This is a genomic window from Rhodoferax saidenbachensis, from assembly GCF_031457975.1.
Taxonomy (GTDB): domain Bacteria; phylum Pseudomonadota; class Gammaproteobacteria; order Burkholderiales; family Burkholderiaceae_C; genus Allorhodoferax; species Allorhodoferax saidenbachensis_A.
The window spans coordinates 381,358-399,286 of record NZ_JAVDXO010000004.1; the positions used below are offsets into that span (position 1 = coordinate 381,358).

Sequence of the window (17,929 nt, forward strand, 5' to 3'; positions counted from 1 at the left end):
GGAGTTTTTCCCATGAACAAGCGTTTCGCATTGCAATCCATCACCGCCCTGGTCCTGTCCGCCGCGTTGGCACCCGCCATGGCCCAGGACAAGCCGCTCAAGATCGGTGTGACTGCCGGCCCCCATGCCCAGATTTTTGAACAGGTGAAGAAGGTCGCCGAGCGCGACGGCCTGAAGATCCAGATCGTCGAGTTCAGCGACTACATCCAGCCCAACGCCGCATTGGCCGCCGGTGACTTGGACGTCAATAGCTACCAGAACAAACCTTTTCTGGACCAGCAGATCAAGGACCGCGGCTACAAGCTGGTGAACATTGGCTACACCGTCAACTTCCCCATCGGCCTCTATTCCAAGAAAGTCAAAAAACTGGAAGAGTTGAAGGAAGGCGCTAAGTTCGGCATCCCCAACGATCCGACCAACGGTGGCCGCGTGCTGCTGGTGCTGCAGGACAAGGGCCTGATCAAGCTCAAGCCCGATGTGGGCCTAAAGGCGACTCCGCTGGACGTGGTGGAGAACCCCAAAAAGCTGAAGTTTGTGGAGTTGGACGCGGCCCAGCTGGCGCGCTCTCTGGACGACCTGGACGCCGCCTCCATCAACACCAACTTTGCGCTGCAAGCCGGCCTGCAACCCGGCAAGGACGCCATTGCGCAAGAGAACGCCAAGAGCCCTTATGTGAACCTGCTGGCCGTGCGCGAGCAGGACAAGGACAAGCCCTGGGTCGCCACGCTGGTAAAGGCCTACCACTCAGACGAAGTGCGCAAGTTCGTGCTGGCCGAGTTCAAGGGTGCAGTTATTCCTTCGTTCTAAATTCTTGTGAGTGCGTCGCAGCTGCTGACCCTGCCCCAGGCCCACGCGTTATCGGTGCGGGCCAAGGCCCTGGTGTTTGACGACCCGGTGTCGCTGGCGCTGCTGGCGCGCGTGGAGCAGATCGCGCCCAGCGATGCCACGGTATTGATCACCGGCGAGACCGGCACCGGCAAGGAGCTGCTGGCACGCCGTGTGCACCAAGGCAGTGGTAGGCGTGGCCCCTTTGTGGCGGTGAACTGCGGCGCGTTCAGCGAAAGCATGATCGACGCCGAGCTGTTTGGCCACGAGACGGGCGCCTTCACCGGTGCCCACCAGGCGCGCGCGGGGTGGTTTGAAGCGGCCAACCACGGCACGCTGTTCCTCGACGAGATTGGCGACCTGCCGCTGCACCTGCAAGTCAAGCTGCTGCGCGTATTGCAAGAGCGCCAGGTGGTGCGCCTGGGTTCACGCACACCCATTGCACTGGACGTGCGCCTGGTGGTGGCCACCAACGTGGACCTGCGTGCCGCCGTAGCCGCGCAGCGCTTTCGCGCCGACCTGTACTACCGCCTGAGTGTGGCGACGCTGCCTCTGCGTCCGCTGCACGAGCGGCCCGGCGATATTCTGCCGCTGGCCCGACATTTTCTGGACCACTATGCACAGCGCCTGGGACGCACCGGGGCCCGACTCACCACCGATGCGCAGACCGCGCTGCTGGCCCACGACTGGCCCGGCAATATCCGCGAGCTGGAAAACGTCATCCACTACGCGCTGATTACCGCGCCCACCGACACCGTGCGCGCCAGTGATTTGCAGGGGTTGCACCGCCGCAGCGATGCAGCAGTATCAACAGCGCCCACACCGCCCAACACCAGCGCACTGGATGTGGCACTGACCGACTACCTGGCGCAAGGCAGTGCTTCGGCCCTGCACGATGTGGAAGCCGCACTGCTGCGCAGTGCATGGAGCGCCAGTGGGCATAACCAGGTACACACGGCGCGGCTACTGGGCATCACCCGCAATGCGGTGCGCACGCTGCTCAAGCGGCATGGTTTCCTGGAAAGCGAGTTTCAAGCCGCGCTGACTTGAAGACGCTGAGCCAGGCTGCGCAAATAAACCCAGGGGTAAATGCCACGGTTGTGGCCGTCGCTGAAATGCAGCTGCACGCCGTACTGGCCCACCGGCGTGGCATCTGTCAAGGTGACGCCCACGCTGCTGTGCGCCAACGCCTCGGCCATGCCATCGCGCCGGCAGTGGGTGCAGTGGCATTGCTGGCGCAAATAGGCCGCAGGCAGCGTGTGGTGGTCTTCGGCCCACTGCAGCTCCAACTGCTGGGCCGACAGGTGCGCGGCGCTGGGGAGCATGTTCATGCCGTCTGCCCCTGGCGTGCGAGCCCCAAACGTGCGAGCTTGCGCACCTCCGGGTCAGGATCGGCCAGCGCGGCGTCCAGTAGTGCGCGTGCGGTGTCGCCACCAATCTCACCCAACGCAATCACCGCTTCCTTGCGCAGGTTGCTCACCTCGTGGGCCATCAAGGTACCCAAGGCTGGTACCGCCTCTGGCTGACGCAGCAGTCCCAATGCACGCGCTGCACGCAGGCGCACCTGCCAGTACGCGTCGTCCAGCGCGGTCACCAATTCGGGCACGGCGTCCACACGCAGCTTGCCCAACGTGGTGGCCGCCTCCTCGCGCACGGCCCAGGCGCTGTCGCCCAGCGTGGCCAGCAGTGCGGGCTGTACCTGTGCCACGGCGGCGCCGCTGGCAAAGCCCAGCGCCCCCACGGCGGCGCGGCGCACGTCCGCATCCGCGTCGGTCTGGGCCAGTGCGGCCAGCGCCACCAGTGCATCGGTGTGCTTGAGCCAGCCCAGCACGCCCACGGCCTCACGCCGCACCACGGCCTGCGCATGTGCCAGCGATGCCAGCGCAGCCGGAGCGGCCTCCAGCAGGCGCAGCTCGCGCAGGCCGCGCAGCGCGGCAGCCCGAGCAAAGGTGTCCGCATGTTCGGCCCAGGGCAGCAGGGCTGCACCGGCCTGCGGATCCTTGAGTTCGCTGACCGACTGCGCGGCGGCCAGGCGCACGGGCTCTGCACCATCCAGCAGTGCCTGGGCCAGCGCCCGCACCACCTCCTCCACGTCCCAACCCGCCAGGCGCTGCGCGGCTTCCAGCCGCACGGTGGCATCTCCATCTTGCAGCGCATGGACCAGAGCGGGCAACCAGGCTTCTTCCTCGTGGTCGGCCAGCTCCATCACGGCGACACGGCGTATGCCGGCGTCGTCACTCTGCAGGCGTTGCACCAGGGCAGCCGGAATATCGGTATCCAGGTACAAGCTCATGGTTCAGCGCAGCAGGTAGGGAATGTCAACGGTGACCGCGCCCGTGGGGCAGTCTTTTTCGCAGGGCATGCAGTACCAGCACTCGTCAAACTTCATATAGGCCGTGCCCTTGCTGAGGTCGATGGCCAGCACATCGAGCGGGCACACGTCTACACACACGGTGCAGCCCTTGTCGGCAATGCATTTGTCGGCGTCCACGCTGACGGGAACGCTGTGGGGGATAAAGGCCAGAGGGGCGTAACTCATGGGAATCTCTTTCAGGCGGCCAGTGCTTCTGGCGCGGAGGTGGCAATGCGCAGGCGCTGGTAAGCGGCTTTCTCTGCGTCGTGGATGGGGATGATGTAGGGCTCGATGGCGCGCTTGAAGCTGCGCATCGTGCCGTTGGCATCCTTCTGCAGCTGGGCGTGCACAAACCAGTCGGCGTCGTTGCGCTCAGGAAAATCCACACGCGCGTGGTACAGGCCCCAACGGCTCTCGGTGCGGTAGAGCGAGGCGCGTGCCGCCATCTCGGCACAGTCGCGGATGAAGTGCACTTCCATGGCCCGCATGAGCTCGTGCGGGTTGCTGGCTTTCAGCTGGTCCAGGTCGTGGCGTATGCCCTCGAAGCGCTCCAGGCCAATTTCCATCTTGCGCGTGACCTTGGGTGGCTGCAGGTAGTCGTTCACCATGCGGCGCAGCTTGTACTCCACCTGGTTGGGCGGCAGGCCTTCGCTGCGCAATAGCGGAGCCCACACGCGGTTGCGCTCCGTCTCCACCTGCGCCGCGTCCACCGCTGGCAACTCGCGCCCTTCGCAATAGTGCGCTGCACTCTCGCCGCTCAGGCGGCCATACACAAAGGCGCCCAGCATGTAGTTGTGCGGCACGCAGGCCAGGTCACCCGCGGCATGCAGGCCAGGCACCGTGGTCTGCGCGTGTTCGTTGACCCAGACGCCCGAGGCCGAGTGGCCGCTGCACAGGCCAATCTCGGAGATGTGCATCTCCACCATCTTCTCGCGGTAGTTAGTACCGCGGCCTTCGTGGAAGCGGCCGCGGCTGGGCCGCTCGTTGCTGTGCAGAATCGTCTCGATGCTGGCAATGGTTTCCTCGGCCAGGTGGTCCAGCTTCAGGAACACGGGGCCCTTGCCACCTTCCAGCTCCTGGTAGAACTCCCACATCATCTGGCCGCTCCAGTAGTCGCATTCGATGAAGCGCTCGCCCTGGCTGTTGGCGGTGTAGCCGCCAAACGGGCCGGTCACATAGGCACAGGCCGGGCCGTTGTAGTCCTTGATCAGTGGATTGATCTGGAAACACTCGATGCCCGACAGCTCAGCACCCGCGTGGTAGGCCAGGCTGTAGCCGTCGCCCGCGTTGGTGGGGTTTTCATAGGTGCCAAACAGATACCCAGAAGCAGGCAGGCCCAGGCGCCCGGCTGCGCCCGTGCTCAGCACCACGGACTTGGCGCGGATCACATGAAAATCTCCGGTGCGGCAGTCAAACGCCATGGCACCGGCAATGCTGCCGTCATTGGCCGTCAGCAGGCGCGTGACGACCAGGCGGTTTTCGATCTCCACGCGCGTGCGCTTGAGCTGCTTGTAGAGCACCTTCTTGATGTCGTGCCCCTCGGGCATGGGCAGCACATAGCTGCCCATGTGGTGCACCTTCTTCACGGCGTAGTCGCCGGTCTCGTCGCGCTCGAACTTCACGCCCCAGCGGTCCAACTCCTCGATCATCGCAAAGCTGTTCTGCGCATAGGCCATCACCGCCTTTTGGTTCACGATGCCATCGTTGGCAATGGTGATTTCGCGCACGTACTGCTCGGGCGTGGCGTGGCCGGGGATAACGGCGTTGTTCAGGCCGTCCATGCCCATGGAGATGGCGCCACTGCGTTTGACGTTGGCTTTCTCCAGCAGCAGCACCTTCAATTTGGGATTAGCCTGCTTGGCCTTGACGGCGGCCATAGGGCCGGCGGTGCCGCCTCCGATGACGAGCACGTCGACGGATTGTTCAATGGTTTGCATATCAAGGGGTCTCGGGTTGGGTTGCCGCATGGCGCGCAATGCGCAGGCGGTACTGAAAGTTGTCGTTGCGGCAGAACAGTTGTTCATAGTCCAGCGGGCGGCCGTCATCGGTGTGGGTCAGGCGGTCCATACGCAAGAGCGGACTGCCCGTTTTCACATCCAGCAGCGCCGCCGTGGGTGCATCTGCGGCCACGGCGTCGATGGACAGGTCCGCATGGCCCAGGCGCAGGCCATAGTCGTTTTCCAGAATCAGAAAGATGTCGCGGGTGGCCAGGTCTTCGTGCGCCAAGCGGGTGCCAATGGCCAGTGGCATCCAGGTCAGGTCCAGCGACACGGGTTGCCGGTCCAGGTAGCGCACACGGCGGATCTCGGTCACCGCCGTGCCTTCGGGGAGCTGCAAGCGCGCCGCCACCTGCGGTGTGGCGGCCACGGTCTCCAGCGACACCAAGCGGTTGAAGGGTTCGTGGCCCTGCGCGCCCATGGCCTCGGCAAAGCCCTGCAGGCGGCCCAGCGGCTGAAAGGGTTTGGGCTGGGTGACAAACGAACCCTTGCCCGGCACCTTGAAAATCAGTTGGTCTTTCTCTAGCGCCCCCAGTGCGTGGCGCACGGTGATGCGGCTCACGCCGTACTGGCGCATGAGCGCACTCTCGGTCGGCATCTGCGCCTGCGGGGCGTAGTGACCCGCCACAATGCGCTCGCGCAGCTCATGCTGGATGCGCTGGTGCAGGGTGCCCGCGCGGGCGGCGGAGATGGAGGTTTGCATGGCACTGCGAACTGGTTATGACAACCAGAACATTGCAATGCCTGTGCCACATCTTTTTCCGCGACCACTCTATGGCTAAGTCATTGAATTTATTGAAATTTTCAATAAATTCAGGTCACCGCAGCAACCGCGCTGCTGCTCGAAAATCAACACATAACTGTTGATTTATCAACATCTACTTGGTGGCTATTCAACAAGGGCTCAGGTGCTCGCCACCGGATCTGGCGCATATTTGTCGCCCACCTGCTCGCGCAGTGGAAACGTGTCGTACACGATATGCATGCTGCCGATGCGAATGCTGTCTTTCCGAAAGCTGAACACGTCCACACAGGTGAAGTCGACCAATCTTCCATCGCTCAGCGTCCAGTCATAGCGGAAATAGGCAGCCACCCGCACTGCGTCATCAACAGCCTGCACAGAGGCAAACAGGTCAATCAGCGTGATCACACTCTTGCTAGACGCTTGCGCCAATTTTGGGAAAAAGTCCACCGCCTTCATGACCCCGAGAAACGGGGAGTGAACAACGCCATCGTCTTCGAACGCAGAAATCAATGCTTTCGTATCGCTGGCATGCAGGTGGCTGAGGTAATCGCGCACGGCATTCAAGTGTTGTTGGTTCATGGAAGGCTTTCTTGTGGTTGCAATGGCCCCATGGTTCCAAAGGATGGGGTTTTGCACAAGTCACAATGCGCGTGAAACCATAAACACTATTTATGAATTTGCGCTTTCTTTTATACCTTCGGCTGGTGATTCACCACGGCAGCTTCTCTGCTGCGGCACTGGCCGGTGGCGTATCTCAACCCGCTATCAGCCACGCAATGCGGCAGTTGCAACTGCAGTTCGACACCCCACTTTTCGTGAAGTCCGGGAGGCGACAGGTTCCCACCGAAGTCGCGCTGCGCGTTGCGCTGCAAGGTGCTGACATTGCGGACCGTGTGGGTGCCATGGAGGAAAGTGTTGCCACCGCGAGCCGCCGCGGCACTCTGCGCGTTGGGGTTACGCCCTCTGCAGCCTTGGTGTGCGGCCCGGCCCTGCATCTTGCGTGGTGCCATGCACACCCTCACCGACGTTTGGCCATGTCCAGCGCGGACGAAGGGCGCATGCTCGCCGGTTTGCGGGGCGGCGAGCTCGACCTTGTGATCGCGCCTATGCCGCGCGGTTACAGCACGGCAGGCCTGGTGACCCAGGCGCTTTATCACATCAGGCCGCAGGCGTATGCGCGCCGAACGCACCCCTTGATCCAAGCACAATCACTGGTGCAATTGGCGTCCGCTGAGTGGGCCATTGTTGAGCCCAGTGTGCGGGGGCCGGTGGACGTACTGCGGGAAGCTTTTGCCGTGCGCCAGATGCCACCGGCGCGCATCACCGCGTCCTGCCCGGACTACGCCAGCATGATCAACCTCATAGCGCACACGGATTTGTTGGGTGTTCTCCCCCATTCGGCCTTATTGGACAACGGACCGAAGGGCCTGGTGGTGCCGTTGTCTCTGCGTGAGGCGCTGCCACGCTACGAAATGCATGTGTTCACACTGACGCGATTGCATCGGCGTTTGGCACCCAGCATTGCGGAATTGCAGCGACAACTGCAGCGGTCAACTGCTACTGATTCGCGCAGTACAAGCCGTGGGCTACCATAGGCTTCGCGTCAGCAACTCTCTGCATTTCGACCCTCTTACTTCTACACGGAAATAAACCATGTCCTCTGTTCGCAAACTTCCCGCAGCCATCGCCCTCTCGTTGCTCACCCTGACCGCAGGGCTCGCGCACGCAGAGGGCCATCCACCTCACTGGAACTATGGGCATAGCCATGAAGGCCCCATGCATTGGGCCGAGTTGGACCCCGCTTTTGAAACCTGCGCCAAGGGCGGCAACCAAAGCCCCATCGACATCCGCAACGCGGTCAAAGCGGACCTCCCCGCGCTGCAGTTCAACTACACCGCCGCTGCCCCCACGCTGGTCAACAATGGCCACACCATCCAGGTCAACCTACCTGCAGGTCAAACACTGACCGTAGGTGACAAGACCTACGATCTGCTCCAGTTCCACTTCCACACCCCCAGTGAAGAAGCACTCAACGGCAAGCACACCGCCATGGTGGGCCACTTTGTTCACAAAAATGCCGAGGGCGGCCTGGGCGTGATTGGCGTGCTGATGCAGCCCGGCAAGACCAATGCGGCATTTGCCCCGGTTTTTGCCCACTTGCCGCGCAAGGGTGAAACGATCACCGTGAGCGATTTGCAGCTCGACTTGGCCGCGATGCTGCCCGCGGACAAGGGCTACTACTCCTTTGCCGGTTCGTTGACCACGCCACCATGCTCAGAAGGCGTGAAATGGATGGTGCTGAAGCAACCGATTCGACTCGGCGCGGAGCAGATCAAGGCGTTCCGCCGCATCTTCAATGCCAACGCGCGTCCCATTCAACCGCTGAACGGGCGCGTCATTGAAGAATCCAAGTAAGGCGCTCTAAGCAGCCTTCTGCTTGCGCACGGTGAACTGGTTCACCGGCCGCTCCAGTCCCAGGTTCTCGCGCAGCGTCGTGCCTTCGTATTCCGTACGGAACAAACCACGGCGCTGCAGTTCGGGGATCACCAGGTCCACAAAGTCGTCCAACGATTCGGGCAGCACAGGCGGCATGACGTTGAAGCCGTCGGCCGCCCCGTTTTCGAACCAGGTCTGGATCTCGTCGGCAATCTTCTGCGGCGTTCCCACCACCACCCAGTGACCACGCGCGCCGGCCAGATACTCGTAGAGCTGGCGCACGGTGAGCTTGTCGCGGCGCGCTAGTTCCAGCACCACATGGGCGCGGCTGTTGCGGCCAAGGGGAGGCTGGGGAATGTAGGGCGGCGGCGCGTCCAGGTCCCACTTCGTCAGGTCTTCACCGGGCCAGAATGGCGCAATGGTGCTGAGGCCCACCGAGGGGTGGATGAGCTTTTGCAGCTCTGCCCACTTCGCATCAGCCTCTTCCTGCGTGCGGCCCACCACGGGCGAGATGCCGGGCAGCACCAACAGTTGCTCGGGGCGGCGACCGTATTTGGCCAGGCGGCCTTTCACGTCGGCATAGAACGCTTGCGCCTCGGCCAGGCTGGTCCAAGCGGTGAAGATGGCTTCCGCCGTGGCGGCGGCCAGCTCCTTGCCAGGCTCGGACGAGCCGGCCTGCACGATGACCGGGTAACCCTGGGGCGAGCGCTCCAGGTTCAGTGGGCCTTTCACCTTCAGGTGCTTGCCCACGTGGTTGAGCGTGTGCAGCTTGGCGGGGTCAAAGTACACACCGCTGGCCGGGTCCCGGCTGAAGGCGTCGTCTTCAAAACTGTCCCACAGACCCTTCACCACGTCCACGAATTCATGCGCCTTTTCGTAGCGCGTCTCCGGGTCGGGATGCTTGTCATAGCCGAAGTTGCCATGCACATTCTCCGCGCCTGTGGTCACCACGTTCCAGGCCGCGCGGCCTTTGCTGATGTGGTCCAGCGAGGCAAACTTGCGCGCCAACAGGTAGGGGTCTTCGTAAGTGGTGGACGCCGTGGCCACAAAGCCCACATGCTTGGTCACCGCGGCCAACGCAGCCCACAACGTGACGGGCTCGAAGTGCGACACCCGGCCCTGGCGGCTGAAGGCTTCGTCATCGCCCTCAAACCACAGGCCCGGGCTGTCGGCCACAAACACCTGGTCGAACAAGCCACGCTCGGCGGTCTTGGCCACCTCGATGTAGTGGTCGATATTGGTGCCCGAATCGATTTGCGATCCGGGGTGGCGCCATGCGGCAATGTGGTGGCCCGTGGCCATGATGAAGGCGCCCAGGCGCAGTTTGCGGTCAGACATGAAAATTCCTTGGTTGAAAAGGTTTAGGCCAATGCCGGGGCGGGCTTCCAAGCGGTCAGGCGGCGTTCCACCACCTCCAACGCCAGGGTGAACAACACGCCAATGAAGGTGATGGCGATGATTCCGAAGTACATGTCGGGAATCAGAAAGCTGTACTGCGCGTAGATGATGAGATAGCCCAGACCAGACTTGGCGCCCACCATCTCGGCAGCCACCAACACCAGAATGGCGGTGGCACTGGCCAAGCGAATGCCTACAAAAATGGTAGGCACCGAGGCTGGCAGGATGACCTTGAGGAACAGCTGCTGTGCACTCGCCCCCATGGTGCGTGCGGACTTGATGAGCAGCGGGTCCACCTGTTTGACAGCCGAGATGGTGTTGAGCAAAAGCGGCCAAGAGCAGGCATAGACCACCATGGCTACCTTGGACACCTCGCCAATGCCCAACAACAGCAAGAACACGGGCAGCAAGGCCAGCGGCGCCGTGTTGCGCAGCACTTCAATGAGCGGGTTCAAAAAATGCCCCAAACGGCGATACCAACCAATGGCCAAACCCAATGGCACTGCATACAACACCGCGATAGCAAAACCACCCAGGGCCCGCGCCACGCTGGCCGAGGTGTGTTGCCAAAGCTGCCCGTTCAGTGCCAGGGCCCAGCCTGCAGCCAGCACTTCGCTGAGTGGGGGAAAGAAGGCCGGGTCGGTCAGCTCCAGGCGGGGGGCCAGTTCCCACCACAGCGCAAGGGCCAGCACCAACGCGGAGCGCCAGCCGATGTTGCTCAGCTGGCGCAACACGCGCGTCCAGCGGGCGGGGGGCACCAGCGCTACGGGCGCCGTGCCGACGGTTAACGAGACATCAGACATGGAAACTCTCCTTGCGAGCGGGTAGGGTTGCAATACGGGCGCGGCGCTGCTGGCGCGCAGCGGCCACCTCGTCATGCAATAGCGACCAGATTTGGTGGCGCAGTTCGCCAAACAGGGGCAGCGAGCGCACATCGGGGGTGTCCGCACGCAGCGTCTCGGGGATGTCCACAATCTCTTTGATGCGCCCCGGGCGCGAGGTCATCACCGCCACGCGCTGGCCCAGCACCACGGCTTCGTCAATGCCGTGGGTGATGAACACAATGGTCTTGCCGGTGCGGTGCCAGATGTCCACCAGCTCCTCCTGCAGGGTCTCGCGGGTTTGTGCATCCAGCGCGGCAAAGGGCTCATCCATCAGCAGCACCTCGGGCTCGTAGGCCAGGCTGCGCGCGATCGCCACGCGTTGCTTCATGCCACCCGACATTTCGTGGGGGTAGTGGTTGCGAAAATCGGTGAGGCCCACCAGTTCCAGGTAATGGGCCGCTTTCTCCCTGCGTTCCTTCTTACCCAGACCCGCGATTTCCAGACCGAAAGCCACGTTGTCCAGTGCGCTAAGCCAGGGGAACAACGCGTACTGCTGAAACACCACGCCACGGTCCCGCGCGGGGCCGGTGATAGGCTTGCCATCGATCAGCACCCGCCCCTGGCTGGGCAAGGTCAGGCCGGCCAGCAAGTCCAACAGGGTTGACTTGCCGCAACCACTGGGCCCGACCAACACCAGGAATTCACCCACACGGACGTCCAGCGTCACATCCTGCAAGGCCGTGAAGCGCTTGTCCGGACCATCATCTTCAGCGCGGACGGTGAACTCCTTGCTGACGTGTTCAAAGCGGATCTTGGCGGCGCTCATTTGGCGGCCACCTTGGCGCCCGTGGCGTAGCTGTTGAGGGCGTTGGTATACAGATCGCTGGGTTTGACCTGACCTGCCTTGATGATGTCCTCCTTCACCAGCCAGTCGATCCAGACCTGCAGGTCCTTGTCCAGCACCACGCCGCCTACCGAGGGGATGCCGGTGCTCTTCCAGTACTGGATCGCGTCGGCGCTCTCGGCGCGACCACGCGCCTTGATGATGGACTCAAAGGTGCTGCGCACCTGGGCCGGCGGCGTATTGCGGGCCCATTCGATGGACCGGGCCAGCGCACTCACCAGGTGTTTGGAGGCCTTGGGGTTTTGCTCGATGAACTTGTTGCGCAAAACGTAAGAGCCGGCGGTGAAATTGCCAAACAGGTCGCGGTCGGTGAACAGCGGGCGGATGCCGCCACGCTCCAACGCCTTGTCGCGCAGGATGCCGCCCAACGTAGTCACCTCCACCTGGTTCTGGCGCAGCGCCTGCTCACCGGTGACAGGTGGGGTGATGACAAAGGTGACCTGCTTGGCCTCTTCGTCTGTGATCTTGTTGCGCTCCAGGTACTCGCGCACGATGAAGTCGTGGTGGGCGCCCAGAGTGTTCATGGCCACCTTTTTGCCCAGCAGATCGCGGGCCGTTTTGATCGGGCTGTCGTTCTTGACGTAGTAGCCGCTCCAGGTGGTGTCGTCCACGCCGTAGTAGCCCAGCACGGCCTTCACGGGCGCCTTCTTCACGATGAGCTTGACCAGCGCGCCGTTGAAGGCACCGCCAATGTCAATGTCATTGCTCACCACGGCCTGCACGTCCTGCGGGCCGCTGATCGTGTTACCTACCCACTTGGCCTTGAGCGGGGCCAGGTAGCCCAGGTGTTCGGCCAGTTCAATCCAGACCACAGTGCCGACGCTGCCCTGGTAGCGAATGTCGGTGACCTCCAGCGCCTCCTGGGCTAGCGCGCTGGCACTGAGGCCCAGCACGGTCCATACGGTGATGGCAAGTTTCAAAAACGGTCGCATGCAATTCCCTCGTTGGTTGTGAATGGGACACAGCGTAGGTCGCACCACCACCGCCCGCAACGAAGGAAAGCGCGCATGCATATGCACTTTTGCGCAGCGCATATCGACATGCAAATCGGGCGCTTCGCAAGGACGGTGGGGCTTCCTACGATGGCTTCGCCTTTCCTCTTTTTCTCACCGCTGCCCCACCAAGGAGTTTTCATGTCTGCTGTGCTCAACCATCCCCTTATAGAAACCGCTACCACCGTCGATGTGCGTCCCCTGGCCGGGCGCATTGGTGCCGTCATCCACGGCGTGCGCCTGTCGGGCCGGCTGGCCCCCCAGACCTTTGCCGCCATCCACCAGGCGCTGCTCAAGCACAAGGTACTGTTCTTCCGCGGCCAGCAGCACCTGGACGATGCAGAGCACCAGGCCTTTGCCGGCCGCTGGGGCGATGTGGTGCCACACCCTACCGTGCCGTCACGCAACGGCACCGACATCCTGGAGCTGGACTCCAACCACGGCGGGCGCGCCAACTCCTGGCACACCGATGTGACCTTTGATGCCGACTACCCCAAGGTGTCGGTGCTGCGCTCGCTGACCATTCCCGACCACGGCGGCGACACCGTGTGGGCCAACACCGCGGCGGCCTACAACGAGTTGCCCAACGAATTCAAGGCGTTGGCCGAGCGCCTGTGGGCCGTGCACAGCAACGACTACGACTACGCCGCCACCCGCGTGGAACCCGACGACGCCGGCGCCCAGCACTACCGCGAAGTGTTCCGCTCGCGCCTGATCGAAGCGCAACACCCGCTGGTGCGCGTGCACCCCGAAACCGGCGAACGCACGCTGGTGGCTGGCCACTTCCTCAAGCGCTTTGTGGGCTACAACACGCACGACTCGCAGCACCTGTTCGAGATCGTCCAGCACCACATCACGCGTCTGGAAAACACCGTGCGCTGGCACTGGGCCGAGGGCGATGTGGCCATCTGGGACAACCGCGCCACGCAGCACTACGCCATCAACGACTATGGCCACCAACACCGCGTGGTGCGACGCGTAACCGTGCGCGGCGAGGTGCCTGTGTCGGTGCAAGGCCAACGCAGCTTTGCCGTAGGCCAGGCTGCCAACTCCGCGGCCCAGGCCGCCTGATGCGCGGGTTCTTTCAACGCAACGCGTTTTTGCTGCGCTTCGCGCTGTTGTCCTCCTTCATGGGCATCAGCGTGGGGCTGGCCAAGTTCACCACCACGCTGTACGCGCTGCACCTGGGCGCGCAGGGTGGGTGGCTGGCGGCCATTGCCGGGGCGCAGTCGGTGGGCATTTTGTTCATGAGCATTCCGGTGGGCTTCTGGGTGGAACGCCTGGGGCCTGCCCGCCTGTTCGTGAGCGGCAGCCTGGTCATGGGGGCCCTGTACGCCGCCATCCCGCTGTTGCCGCACACCCTGTTTTTGGTGGCACTGACTGCGCTCATCAGTTTTGTGATGCCGTTGCGCTTTGTCTCGCTGAACACCGTGTTCATGGCGGCGCTGGAGCGCATTGGCCACGCACGGGCCGGCTGGCAGCGCGGCGCGCACATGGCGGGCATGTTTTTGCTGGGGCCCATGCTGGCCGCCGGTGTGGTGGCACTGCTGGGCCATGCGGGCAGCTACTGGCTGATTGCGGCCATGTTTGTGCTGACAGCCCGGCTGTCGTCATCGGTGCTGAGTCAGCACACCCACACACCACCGCGCGCAGGTGCGGCGCGGCTGTCCATGCGCCAGTCGGTGCGGGCGCTGTGGCGTGAGCCCGAGATTCGCGTGCTGGCCATGCAGGAATGCGCCATCCAGGCCATCCACATGTACTACGCCTTCTACATGGTGGTGATCGCCGTGCAGGAGTTGGGCCTGCCCGCGCTGGGCGCCGGCTCGCTGGTGGCGGTGCAGGGCAGCGCCTTTGTGGCCACGTTGATCTTTCTGGGCCCCCTGCTCACCTGGCTGGGGCCGCTGCGCACCGTCCTCGCATCGGTGAGTGCGGTCACGCTGGCGGCACTGCTCTTGGCCTGGGCCAGCACGACAGGCTGGCTGTGGGTGGGCGGCGTGGTGTTGGGCGCGGGCCTGGGGCTGCTGCAAATGCACACGCTGACCCAGTTTGCCCACGTGGGCGCACGCCTGGGGCGGGGGCGCGTGTCGGGCCTGAGCGCACTGGCCGGCCCCTGCGGCGGTTTTGTCGGCGGGCTGCTGGGCGGCACGCTGGGTACGGTGGTGGGGCTGCAGGCCGTGTTCCTGCTGTTCGTGCCCGTTTTCTGGTGGCTGGGCTGGCACGCCTACCGCGAGAGCACCCGTCCAACGATGTTTTTGATCTAAAGAATCAACTTTTTATTCTTTTGAGTTTTGAGGAGCCGCCTTTAGAGTGCAAGGCACCAGCGGCTTTTCTCGCAGGTTTCGCGGTCTGGATTCACCTGTTTATAAAGGAAATAGGTCTCTAGCCCCCGTGAAATATGCGCGACAAGCTACCAAAACCATAGCAAACCACACCACCACCCGCCATCAGGAGAGGCCCCCATGTCAGACAACTGGAAATTCGAGACCCAATCCGTCCACGCCGGCTACCAGCCAGACCCGACCACCAAGGCGGTGGCCGTGCCCATCTACCAGACCGCGGCCTACGCCTTTGACAGCGCCCAGCACGGCGCCGATTTGTTCGACCTGAAGGTGCCGGGCAACATCTACACCCGCATCATGAACCCCACGCAGGACGTGCTGGAAAAGCGCGTGGCGGCCCTGGAAGGCGGCCTGGCCGCGCTGGCGTTGGCATCTGGCCAGGCCGCGGTGACCTATGCCATCCAGACCATTGCCGAAGCCGGTGACAACATCATCAGCAGCACCGCGCTGTACGGCGGCACCTACAACCTGTTCGCCCACACGCTGCCCCAGTTCGGCATCACCACCCGCTTTGCCGACCACAAAAACCCCGACAGCTTCGCCCCGCTGATCGACGACAAGACCAAGGCCATCTTTGTCGAATCGCTGGGCAACCCGCAGGGCAATGTGACCGACATCCGCCGCATTGCCGACATTGCGCATGCCCACGGCATTCCACTCATCGTGGACAACACCGTGGCCACGCCCTACCTGCTGCGCCCCATCGAACACGGCGCCGACATCGTGGTGCACTCGCTCACCAAGTACCTCGGCGGCCACGGCACCACCATTGGCGGCGCCATTGTGGACAGCGGCAAGTTCCCCTGGGCCGAGCACAAGGCGCGCTTCAAACGCCTGAACGAACCCGACCCCAGCTACCACGGCGTCGTCTACACCGAAGCGCTGGGCCCCGCCGCCTACATTGGCCGCGCCCGCGTGGTGCCGCTGCGCAACACCGGCGCTGCCATCTCGCCGTTCAACGCGTTCCTGATTTTGCAGGGCATTGAAACCCTGGCACTGCGCCTGGAGCGCATCACCGACAACGCACTCAAGGTGGCACAGCACCTGCAAAAGCACGCCAAGGTGGCGTGGGTGAACTACGCCGCCCTGCCCGGCCACCCCGACCATGCACTGGCCAAGGACTACCTGGGCGGCAAGGCATCGGGCCTGCTCACCTTTGGCGTGAAGGCGCCCGCCGGCCAGGGCCGCGAAGCCGGTGCGCGCTTCCTGGACGGGCTGAACCTCTTCACCCGCCTGGTGAACATTGGTGACGCTAAATCGCTGGCCACCCACCCCGCCTCCACCACACACCGCCAGCTGTCGCCCGAAGAGCTGGTGAAAGCCGGCGTGCCGGAAGACGCCGTGCGCCTGTCGGTCGGCATTGAACACATTGACGACCTGCTGGCCGACCTGGACCAGGCGCTGACTGCCGTTTAAGTATCACGAGGAAATCCCCCCATGTCCCAAGCTTTGAACGACGCCACCCTGGACCAGCTGTTCCGCGAGGCGCGCACGGTGCACGCTTTCAAGCCCGAGGCCATTTCCGACGAAACCCTTCACAAGCTCTACGACTTGCTGAAGTGGGGCCCCACGGCCTTCAACGCCCAACCTGCGCGCTTTGTGTTTGTGCGCTCGCCCGAGGCCAAGGAAAAACTCAAGCCTGCCTTGTCGGGTGGCAACGTGGCACAAACCCTGGGCTCTGCGGTCACCGTCATCGTGGCCTGGGACAGCCAGTTTCAGGAACATCTGCCCGTGCAGTTTCCGGCCTACGACGCCAAGCCCCTGTTTGACAACAACGCCGCGCTGACCCAGGCCACAGCCGAGCGCAATAGCGCGCTGCAAGGCGCCTACCTGATCCTTGCCGCGCGGGCTCTGGGCATCGACAGCGGCGCGCAATCGGGCTTTGACGCCACCAAGGTGAACCAGGCCTTTTTTCCCGATGGTCGTTACCGTGCCAATTTCCTGGTCAACCTGGGCTACGCCGACCACAGCGGCACCTTTGCCCGCGGGCCCCGCTTGACTTTTGAGCAAGCCACACAGGTGGTCTGAACGCGCATGAACTTTCAACAACTGAGATCGGTACGCGAGGCCGTGCGCTGCGGCTACAACCTCACGGAAGTGGCCAATATGCTGCACACCTCGCAGCCCGGGGTGAGCCGCCAGATCCGTGAGCTGGAAGAAGAACTGGGCGTGGACATCTTTGGCCGCGCCGGCAAGCGCCTGACCGGCCTGACGCCACCGGGCAAAGACCTGCTACCCATCGTGGAGCGCCTGCTGCTGGACGCGGAAAACCTCAAGCGCGCAGGCCAAGACTACAGCGCGCAGATGGAGGGCCAGCTCTCGGTGGCGGCCACCCACTCGCAAGCGCGCTACGCGCTGCCGCATGTGGTGAAGGACTTCCGCGACAAGTTTCCCAAGGTCACGCTGCACCTGCACCAGGGTTCGCCCAAGCAGGTGGCCGCCATGCTGATTTCGGGCGAGGCCGACATTGGCGTGGCCACTGAAGCGCTGGCCGACTACAGCCAGCTGGTCACCCTGCCCTGCTACCGCTGGACCCACAGCGTGGTGGTGCCCCCGGGCCATCCGCTGCTGGAGGTGGAAGGGCCGGTAACGCTGCAGCAGCTGGCACAGTACCCCATCATCACCTACCAGGCCGGCTACACGGGCCGCTCCCACATCGACAACGCCTTTGCTGCCGCGCAGCTGCAGCCCGATGTGGTGCTGACCGCCATGGACGCCGATGTCATCAAGACCTATGTGGAACTTGGCATGGGTGTGGGCATCGTCGCCTCAGTCGCACTGGACGCAGACCGCGACCGCAACCTGCGCATCCTCGATGCGGGACATCTGTTCCAGGTGAACGTGACGCGGCTGGGCTTGCGCCGCGGTGCTTGGCTGCGGGGCTATGCGTACAGCTTTATTGAGACGTTTGTGCCCACGCTGTCACGGGATGTGGTGGCGCAGGCGTTGAATAGTGAGGCGTTGGTGGAGGTTTAGATACGTGGCGGAATAGACGAATCGCGACTATGCGTCCGTCTGCTTTGGGCCGAGGCTGTGTGGAAACGCTCATCCGTTTCCATCCAGCGGCAGCTTGGCGGCAACCCAGTAGGTTTGTTTGACGAATACCGTGTTGACGG

At 63.3% G+C, this 17,929-nt stretch carries 19 protein-coding genes; 9 read left to right on the plus strand and 10 right to left on the minus strand.

Annotation, left to right across the window (positions count from 1 at the left end; all coding sequences use genetic code 11):
* Nucleotides 1-12: 12 nt before the first annotated feature.
* Together J2X15_RS11760 and J2X15_RS11765 are read left to right on the plus strand one after the other, a co-directional pair.
* Nucleotides 13-807 (plus strand): MetQ/NlpA family ABC transporter substrate-binding protein, encoded by a 795-nt coding sequence (locus J2X15_RS11760; protein ID WP_310342991.1) that lies wholly within the window; start codon nucleotides 13-15, stop codon nucleotides 805-807.
* Between the two features lie 6 nt (nucleotides 808-813).
* Nucleotides 814-1,875, plus strand: coding sequence for a sigma-54 interaction domain-containing protein (locus tag J2X15_RS11765; protein ID WP_310342995.1), 1,062 nt, complete (start codon nucleotides 814-816; stop codon nucleotides 1,873-1,875).
* Here the strand turns inward: J2X15_RS11765 and J2X15_RS11770 are convergent.
* From J2X15_RS11770 to J2X15_RS11795, 6 genes are all read right to left on the minus strand, one after another.
* Nucleotides 1,857-2,156 (minus strand): gamma-butyrobetaine hydroxylase-like domain-containing protein, encoded by a 300-nt coding sequence (locus tag J2X15_RS11770; RefSeq protein WP_310342998.1) that lies wholly within the window; start codon nucleotides 2,154-2,156, stop codon nucleotides 1,857-1,859. The genes J2X15_RS11765 and J2X15_RS11770 overlap by 19 nt on opposite strands.
* Nucleotides 2,153-3,118: a HEAT repeat domain-containing protein gene (locus tag J2X15_RS11775; RefSeq protein ID WP_310343000.1), complete on the minus strand. Its 966-nt coding sequence runs from the start codon at nucleotides 3,116-3,118 to the stop codon at nucleotides 2,153-2,155. Before J2X15_RS11775 ends, J2X15_RS11770 begins: the two co-directional genes overlap by 4 nt.
* A gap of 3 nt (nucleotides 3,119-3,121) precedes the next feature.
* Nucleotides 3,122-3,364, minus strand: coding sequence for a 4Fe-4S dicluster domain-containing protein (locus J2X15_RS11780; protein ID WP_310343002.1), 243 nt, complete (start codon nucleotides 3,362-3,364; stop codon nucleotides 3,122-3,124).
* Nucleotides 3,365-3,375: 11 nt separating this feature from the next.
* On the minus strand, nucleotides 3,376-5,115 hold the full coding sequence (locus J2X15_RS11785) for a fumarate reductase/succinate dehydrogenase flavoprotein subunit (protein ID WP_310343004.1): 1,740 nt from the start codon (nucleotides 5,113-5,115) through the stop codon (nucleotides 3,376-3,378).
* Between the two features lies 1 nt (nucleotide 5,116).
* Nucleotides 5,117-5,878, minus strand: coding sequence for a GntR family transcriptional regulator (locus J2X15_RS11790; protein ID WP_310343006.1), 762 nt, complete (start codon nucleotides 5,876-5,878; stop codon nucleotides 5,117-5,119).
* 201 nt (nucleotides 5,879-6,079) lie between these two features.
* Complete coding sequence (locus tag J2X15_RS11795) at nucleotides 6,080-6,499, minus strand: nuclear transport factor 2 family protein (RefSeq protein WP_310343008.1); 420 nt, start codon at nucleotides 6,497-6,499, stop codon at nucleotides 6,080-6,082.
* 92 nt (nucleotides 6,500-6,591) lie between these two features.
* Between J2X15_RS11795 and J2X15_RS11800 the strand changes: the two genes are divergently transcribed.
* Both J2X15_RS11800 and J2X15_RS11805 read left to right on the plus strand, forming a co-directional pair.
* Complete coding sequence (locus tag J2X15_RS11800) at nucleotides 6,592-7,515, plus strand: LysR family transcriptional regulator (RefSeq protein ID WP_310343009.1); 924 nt, start codon at nucleotides 6,592-6,594, stop codon at nucleotides 7,513-7,515.
* Nucleotides 7,516-7,573: 58 nt separating this feature from the next.
* Nucleotides 7,574-8,335, plus strand: coding sequence for a carbonic anhydrase (locus J2X15_RS11805; protein ID WP_310343011.1), 762 nt, complete (start codon nucleotides 7,574-7,576; stop codon nucleotides 8,333-8,335).
* Nucleotides 8,336-8,341: 6 nt separating this feature from the next.
* On the opposite strand, the gene J2X15_RS11810 is transcribed toward J2X15_RS11805, so the two are convergent.
* From J2X15_RS11810 to J2X15_RS11825, 4 genes are read right to left on the minus strand one after another with little or no spacing between them, the layout of a single operon-like run.
* On the minus strand, nucleotides 8,342-9,694 hold the full coding sequence (locus J2X15_RS11810) for an LLM class flavin-dependent oxidoreductase (RefSeq protein ID WP_310343014.1): 1,353 nt from the start codon (nucleotides 9,692-9,694) through the stop codon (nucleotides 8,342-8,344).
* A gap of 23 nt (nucleotides 9,695-9,717) precedes the next feature.
* Nucleotides 9,718-10,557, minus strand: a complete 840-nt coding sequence (locus J2X15_RS11815) for an ABC transporter permease (RefSeq protein WP_310343016.1) — start codon at nucleotides 10,555-10,557, stop codon at nucleotides 9,718-9,720.
* Complete coding sequence (locus J2X15_RS11820) at nucleotides 10,550-11,404, minus strand: ABC transporter ATP-binding protein (RefSeq protein ID WP_310343017.1); 855 nt, start codon at nucleotides 11,402-11,404, stop codon at nucleotides 10,550-10,552. Before J2X15_RS11820 ends, J2X15_RS11815 begins: the two co-directional genes overlap by 8 nt.
* Nucleotides 11,401-12,414 (minus strand): ABC transporter substrate-binding protein, encoded by a 1,014-nt coding sequence (locus J2X15_RS11825; RefSeq protein ID WP_310343020.1) that lies wholly within the window; start codon nucleotides 12,412-12,414, stop codon nucleotides 11,401-11,403. The genes J2X15_RS11820 and J2X15_RS11825 overlap by 4 nt, the downstream gene beginning before the upstream one ends.
* Nucleotides 12,415-12,615: 201 nt before the next feature.
* Here J2X15_RS11825 and J2X15_RS11830 point away from each other — a divergent pair, with 201 nt between their 5' ends.
* The 5 genes from J2X15_RS11830 to J2X15_RS11850 all read left to right on the plus strand — a co-directional run bounded on the left by J2X15_RS11830 (nucleotide 12,616) and on the right by J2X15_RS11850 (nucleotide 17,789).
* On the plus strand, nucleotides 12,616-13,545 hold the full coding sequence (locus J2X15_RS11830) for a TauD/TfdA dioxygenase family protein (RefSeq protein ID WP_310343022.1): 930 nt from the start codon (nucleotides 12,616-12,618) through the stop codon (nucleotides 13,543-13,545).
* On the plus strand, nucleotides 13,545-14,735 hold the full coding sequence (locus J2X15_RS11835) for an MFS transporter (RefSeq protein ID WP_310343025.1): 1,191 nt from the start codon (nucleotides 13,545-13,547) through the stop codon (nucleotides 14,733-14,735). The genes J2X15_RS11830 and J2X15_RS11835 overlap by 1 nt, the downstream gene beginning before the upstream one ends.
* 198 nt (nucleotides 14,736-14,933) lie before the next feature.
* Entirely contained in the window at nucleotides 14,934-16,229 is a 1,296-nt protein-coding gene (locus J2X15_RS11840; RefSeq protein WP_310343027.1) for an O-acetylhomoserine aminocarboxypropyltransferase/cysteine synthase family protein, read from the plus strand.
* Between the two features lie 21 nt (nucleotides 16,230-16,250).
* A complete protein-coding gene (locus J2X15_RS11845; RefSeq protein ID WP_310343028.1) occupies nucleotides 16,251-16,841 on the plus strand; it encodes a malonic semialdehyde reductase in 591 nt (196 codons plus the stop codon).
* A 6-nt stretch (nucleotides 16,842-16,847) separates the two neighbouring features.
* The gene (locus J2X15_RS11850; RefSeq protein WP_310343030.1) at nucleotides 16,848-17,789 is read left to right on the plus strand and encodes a CysB family HTH-type transcriptional regulator; all 942 of its coding nucleotides are present in this window, start codon (nucleotides 16,848-16,850) and stop codon (nucleotides 17,787-17,789) included.
* The last annotated feature ends 140 nt before the right edge of the window (nucleotides 17,790-17,929 follow it).